Source organism: Methylobacterium sp. B1, assembly GCF_000333255.1.
GTDB classification, from domain to species: Bacteria; Pseudomonadota; Alphaproteobacteria; order Rhizobiales; family Beijerinckiaceae; genus Methylobacterium; species Methylobacterium fujisawaense.
The window spans coordinates 1-6019 of sequence record NZ_BACT01000488.1 but is presented as its reverse complement, the minus strand read 5'-3'; the positions used below and the strand labels follow the sequence as shown (position 1 = coordinate 6019).

Below are 6019 nucleotides of genomic sequence, written 5' to 3'. Positions count from 1 at the left end.
GGAGCGGCCTGCATCGTCGGGATCGACGTGCCGATCGGCCTGCCGGACCGAATCATCGGCGGCGGACGTGCCGCCGACCGGGCGGCCCGCGCCCGGCTCGGGCCGGCGCGGGCATCGGTGTTTCCGATGCCGCCGCGGAGCGCGGTCTACGCCCCCGACTATGAAGCCGCGAAGGCCGCCTCGCGCGAGGCGAGCGACCCGCCCTTCGCGCCCTCGATCCAGGGTTACAACATCTTCCGCGCCGTCCGCGCGGTCGACACGCTCCTGCGGGAGCGGCCGGAGGTGCGGGCGCGGGTCCACGAGGTCCATCCCGAGGTGGCCTTCCACGCCCTCAACGGCGGCCGGCCGCTCGGCCTGCCCAAGAAGGGTCGGCGCGCCCGGGAGGGGCTCGACCTGCGCCGGGCGCTCCTCGCGGCGGCGGGGCTGCCGGCCGCGCTGATCGAGGCCCGGGCGAAGGGCGTTCCGGAGGACGACCATCTGGATGCGCTGGCCGCCCTGGTGGTCGCCCGCGACATCCGCCTCGGATGCGCCGTGCCGCTGCCGGATCCGCCGGAGCGGGACGCGTTCGGGCTTCCCGTGGTGATCTGGGCCCCGGCCTTGCGCGCGCCGTCCTGAGCGGCCGTCCGCCCAAGGATCGCAACCGGCGCCGTGCTCGACCCAACGTGCTGTTTTGCACGCAGCCTCGCGCACAGGCGGTGTCCGTTCACCGCGCCCGCTCTAGCTCTCGCTGCATGAGCGCCGCGAACCCCCTGCCCGTCCGCCACATCGCCCGCGCGATCGTGCTCGATCCGCAGGATCGGATCCTGCTCATCGCCTACACGTCGGTCCATGCCAAAGGGCCGGACGGCGCGCCCCTGCGGTTCTGGTTCATGCCGGGGGGCGGCCTGGAGCCCGGCGAGGACCACGTCACCGCCTGTCGCCGGGAGCTCGAGGAGGAGATCGGCCGCGGCGATGTCGCCATCGGCCCGCAGGTCGCCGCCTGCGACGGCCCGTTCCACCTGTTCCGGCAGGCGCGGGACGCCCGCGAGCGCTACTTCCTCGTCCGCCTGCCCGACGACCGGGTCGATACGAGCCGCCTCGCCGAGACCGAGGACAACCCGCTGATCGGGACACGCTGGTGGCCGATCGACGAATTGCGCGCCAGCGGCGAGCACTTCGAGCCGGCCGGTCTCGCCGATCTCGCCGCGGACCTCGCGAACGGGACTATTCCGGCCCACCCACGCGTTCTTGCCTGGCGAGAACTTTGAGTTCACTTCCTGCCGTCGCGGGATTGTCTAACTGGAGACGCCTTTATGTTCCCCGTCTACCTGACCGAAGGCTACCGGTCCTTCCTCCTCGACCGCTTCCCGACCGAGCGCCGGCGCTTCGCGCAGCTCGCCTCCACGCAGAACCCGGAGATCCTGGTCATCAGCTGCTGTGACAGCCGGGTGTCGCCCAGCGCGATCTTCAATGCCGGGCCGGGCGAGCTGTTCACGATCCGCAACGTCGCGAACCTCGTGCCGGTCTACCAGCCGGACGGTCAGTACCACGGCACCTCGGCGGCGCTGGAATTCGCCGTCCAGGCTCTGGAGGTGAAGCACATCGTCATTCTCGGCCACGCCACCTGCGGCGGCATCAAGGCCTACGCCAACAAGGCCAAGCCGCTCTCTCCCGGCGACTTCATCGGCAAATGGGTCTCGCTCGTGGGTCAGGCCGAAGACAAGGCCGGCGATCCCGGCGCGCCGGACTACCTGACCAAGCTGGAGCATGCGGTGGTCGTCCAGAGCATGGAGAACCTGCTGACCTTCCCGTTCGTGAAGGAGCGGGTCGACGACGGCCGTCTGGAGATCCACGGCGCGCATTTCGGCGTGGCGAGCGGCTCCCTGCTGGTGCGCGACCCGGAGACGGGCGTGTTCAAGCCGCCGATCGACACGACGGGCCAGACCGTTCGCTCGGTCGCCGCCATCGCGTGCGATTGAGCGCGACGGGCACCGAAGAGCGGGGTCGGCTGACCGGCTCCGATCGGTAACTTTGTGGGAACGGCCGGCTGCGCATCGCGCACCGGCCGTTTTCGTTTGGGGCTCCGGTCGGCGCGCGGATCTCGGCAGTGCCTCTGCGCAGACCGTCCGTGGCGCAAACGGATGGCGCAACGTGCCGGCCCGTGATCGCGGCGCGCCCGCGGGTTCGCCGGTGGCCGGGGCGGAGGGGCCGGACATGAAAACGGCGGCGGGCTCGCACCCGCCGCCGGAGGTCTGGCCCGGCGGAAGCCGGGCCGTCCCTGACGATGACCCTTACATCGCGCCGGGGAGGCGCTGAGCCTGGTTGTAGTGCATCTGCAGGGCCGGAAGGGCCTGCTGGGCGTAGTTGCGCAGGGCCGGGTTCGGGCCGCCCTGGGCGTAGGCCTGCGTCATCGCGATGGTCATCTGATGCGCCTGGAGCTGCTGGCTGGCGTAGAGGCGGTCGAAGCGCGGGCCGGCCGGGGTCGACGACAGCTCGGCCAGCATCGCCTGCTGCTCGGGGCTCGGCGCCACCATCGTCGAGGCGCCCGTGGCCATCATGTCGCCGCGCCCGATCTGACCGCCCGCGGCGGCGCCGCGCGCCGCACCGGCGCCGGCGCCCTCGAGGCCGCCGACCGGTCCGCCCGCGAGGGTGCCGCCGACCACGCCGGTCGCCGCGCCGACGCCGGCGCCCACGGCGCTGCCCGCCACCGCGATCGGCGCCGTGATCAGGCCGCCGACGCCCGGATCGCCGGCCACGCCGTTCATCTGGCCGCCCGCCAGGGCGACGTTGGCGGCCCGGTGGTCGCGGAGGACCTCCTGGGCGTAGGAGCGGACCTTCGGGATGCGCGACTTGGACAGGGCGATCTGCGAGGACTGGATTTCGAAGGCGTTCGCCTGCATCGACTGGAGGCGGAAGTCTTTGGCGCTCTGAGCCAGGGCCGGGGTCGACAGCGCCAGGACAAGCGCGGACGCGGCAGCATAGTTCTTCAGCATCGGGACCTCTGTTCGAAATGGATACGCGAACTCTGGCAGGTCGCATGCGCAGCACGAAGGATCGGGCGCAGGCGGGTTCGCGAATTGGTCGGTCAACGAGGTTATGGGCTTATGGTTCCTGCCGTTTTCGCCCCGGATGGGGCGGTGGCCGAAGGGCGGCGGTCCGCGGGGTGAGCCGCCGGTCCGCAGACTCGGCCGCCGGACCGATCGCCGTCCGGCCCTCCTCCGACCTCGGCTGCAGCCGCGGCGGAGCCGCATGCGCGCCCTGCTGGCGGGGCGCGGGGCGAGGCATGGTCGCCCGGTGATCTTCGTCCTGCTCCAGGTCCTGCGCGCCGGGGCCGCCCTGATGGTCGTCTGGCATCATGCGCGGCACGAGGCGGGGCTGCTGGCGGAGCGCGGCTTCGGCCAGGCGCCCGCCCCGGAAACGCTCGTGCCCTGGTGGGGCGGGGTCGATCTGTTCTTCGTGATCTCCGGATTCGTCATCGTCCATACCGGGATCCGGCTGGCCGGCAGGCCGGGCGGGCGGGCCCGCTTCCTCGCCCATCGGATCGCCCGGGTGGTCCCGCTCTACTGGCTGGTGAGCCTCGTCTTCCTCGCCCTCGCGCTGGCCCGGCCGGATCTGCTCGGCGACGCGGCGGCCCTCCTCGGCGATCCCGCAGCCCTCGTGGCGAGCTTCCTGTTCTGGCCGGTGGCCCGGCCCGACGGCACCGTCCAACCGCTCTATGGCCTCGGCTGGACCCTGAACTACGAGGCCTTCTTCTACGCAGTCTTCGCGGCAGGGCTCGGCTTCGGCCGGCGCGGCGCCGTCGCCTGGCTGTGCGGGGGCCTTGTGCTCCTCGTGGCTGTCGGAGCCCTCGTGCCCGGTCTTCCGGTGCCGCTCCGCTTCTGGACGGATCCGATCGTGCTCGAATTCGTCGCCGGCGCCGGTCTCGCCCTCGCCTACCGCGCGGGTTTCCGGCCGGGCCTGCCCCTGCGGGTCGGTCTCACGGTTCTGGGCGGCGTCGGGCTCGTCCTGGCCGCGCGCGTGCTCGCCGGCCAAGGCGGGGCCGACGGATTTCTGCGGCCCCTCCTCGTCGGCGGCCCGGCCGCCCTGCTGGTGGCGGCCGCCCTCGGACCGACTCGCGATGCCGCCCAGGTCGCGCGCCTTCCCGTCCCGGTGCGCGGGCTCGTCGGGCTGGGCGACGCCTCCTACGCCCTTTATCTCGTGCATCCCTTCGCGCTGCGCCTCGTGCGCGAGGGGCTGCTCCGGCTCGGGCTGGCGCCGGCCGTGCAGCCCTGGGGCAGCATGGTCCTGATGCTCGCCGGCAGCGTGGCGGCCGCGCTCGTGGTCCACCGCCTCGTCGAGGCGCCGCTGACCCGGATCCTGCGGGCGCGCCTCGATCCGCGCGGGCCGCAAAACCGTGTGCGCGCCGCGCTGGCCCCGGTTCCACCGGGCGGCCGGGCGGATTAGCCTCTCGGAACCGGGGAGATTGCCACCATGAAGACCCTGCTCGTACCCGTCGCGATGCACGACGCCCTGCCCTCCGTCTTCGAGACCACCCGGCTGGCGGCGACGCGCTTCGGCAGCCTGATCGAGGGCGTGTCCCTGCGCCCGGCCCTCGCCGAGTACGTCCCCGTCGACATGGTCGGCGGCATGACGTGGCTGCGCGACGAGGAGGCCGACCGGGCCGAGGCCGAAGAGGCGGGCAGCCGTTTCATCGCCTTCATGGACGGTGCCGGCATCCCGCGGCATGCCCGCGACGGCCTGTGCATTCCGGATCGCGTGCCGGATGCCGGCCCGCGCTACCGCTGGCGGCAGGACGTCCCCACCGGCGACGCGTTCCTCGGCCAGTATGCACGGCTCTTCTCGGCCACCGTGGTCGGGCGTCCGGGCACGACCGACAATGCCCCGCGCATGACCACCTTCGAGACGGCCCTGTTCGAGAGCGGCCGGCCGATCCTGCTGGCCCCGCCCAGCGCCCCGGCGAGCCTCGGCGACGCGGTGGTCATCGCCTGGAACGGCTCCACCGAGACCGCCCGGGCGGTGGCCTTCGCGATGCCGTTCCTGCGGCGGGCCGAGCGGGTGCTGGTGCTCAGCGTCGAGGGCGGCATGGTGCCGGGCCCGACCGCCCAGGATCTCGCCCAGGCGCTGGCCTGCGAGGGCGTGGACGCGTCGCACCGGGCGCTGCCGGCCGGCCGGCGGGTGCCCGGCGAGACCTTCCTGGCGGAGTCCAAGGCCTTCGGTTGCGACCTGCTGATCAAGGGCGCCTACACCCAGAGCCGCCTGCGCCAGATGATCTTCGGCGGCGTCACCAGCCATGTCCTGGCGCATGCCGACATGCCGGTGCTGATGGCCCATTGACCGCTGCGCGGACCGGGCCGGCGGCAACCGGGACCGCGCCGGGAACCGGCGCCGGCCCGTGGCGTTCGGCTCCCGCGTCCGGATGGTGCGACGCCGCGAAAGGAGTCCCGTGACGAGCCCCGTGAGACGCCTCTTCCTCGCCGGCCTTCTGGCGATCTCAGCCGTCGGCGCCGCCCGGGCGGAGCCGACGACGGTCCGGTTCCGCGGCACGGTGGTTCGGGCCGACTCGGAGCGCCTGGAGATCCGCCGCGCCAGCGGCGGCACCCTCACCGTGCGGATGGTCCCGCGCACCCGGATCTACGCGGTCAATGCCGCGAGCCTCCGCAACATCAAACCCGAGAGCTACGTCAGCGTCATCGGCGAGGCCGGCCCCGAGCCGCGGCAGGCGACCGCGGTGACCCTGTACTCGCCCTCCGAGCGCGGCTTCGAGGCGGGCAGCCAGCCCTGGGACACGGCGCAGGGCGCGAGCCTGACGGCCGGCTGGGTCGCCGACCTGCAGAGGGGGCCGCCGATGCGCGTGACGCTCGCCTACAAGGACGGGCAGGCGTCCTTCGCGATCCCGGACGGTGCGCCGGTGACGCAGTTCGCCCCGGGCGAGAAAGCCATGCTCCAGCCCGGCGCCGCCGTGACGATCTTCGCCCGCTCCCACCCGGAGGGCGGCCTCGTGGCCGGCACGATCGCGGTCGGCCGCCAGGGCGTCGGCCGG

The 6019-nt window shown here is 73.3% G+C and carries 7 protein-coding genes; 6 read left to right on the top strand and 1 reads right to left on the bottom strand.

What is annotated here, in order from left to right:
• The 3 genes from I53_RS14240 to I53_RS14230 all read left to right on the top strand — a co-directional run.
• Nucleotides 1–615 (top strand): DUF429 domain-containing protein (locus I53_RS14240; protein ID WP_043351774.1); only part of this gene is annotated, 615 nt, incomplete at its 5' end.
• Nucleotides 616–731: 116 nt separating this feature from the next.
• A complete protein-coding gene (locus I53_RS14235; protein WP_043351773.1) occupies nucleotides 732–1247 on the top strand; it encodes an NUDIX hydrolase in 516 nt (171 codons plus the stop codon).
• A 45-nt stretch (nucleotides 1248–1292) separates the two neighbouring features.
• Nucleotides 1293–1958, top strand: coding sequence for a carbonic anhydrase (locus I53_RS14230; protein ID WP_043351772.1), 666 nt, complete (start codon nucleotides 1293–1295; stop codon nucleotides 1956–1958).
• Between the two features lie 312 nt (nucleotides 1959–2270).
• On the opposite strand, the gene I53_RS14225 is transcribed toward I53_RS14230, so the two are convergent.
• Nucleotides 2271–2972, bottom strand: a complete 702-nt coding sequence (locus tag I53_RS14225; RefSeq protein WP_043351770.1) for a DUF4142 domain-containing protein — start codon at nucleotides 2970–2972, stop codon at nucleotides 2271–2273.
• 256 nt (nucleotides 2973–3228) lie between these two features.
• Here I53_RS14225 and I53_RS14220 point away from each other — a divergent pair, with 256 nt between their 5' ends.
• The 3 genes from I53_RS14220 to I53_RS14210 all read left to right on the top strand — a co-directional run.
• Nucleotides 3229–4422, top strand: a complete 1194-nt coding sequence (locus I53_RS14220; protein WP_051044816.1) for an acyltransferase — start codon at nucleotides 3229–3231, stop codon at nucleotides 4420–4422.
• Between the two features lie 27 nt (nucleotides 4423–4449).
• Entirely contained in the window at nucleotides 4450–5313 is an 864-nt protein-coding gene (locus tag I53_RS14215; RefSeq protein ID WP_043351769.1) for a universal stress protein, read from the top strand.
• 121 nt (nucleotides 5314–5434) lie between these two features.
• On the top strand, nucleotides 5435–6019 hold a 585-nt coding region (locus I53_RS14210), incomplete at its 3' end, for a hypothetical protein (protein ID WP_251982317.1).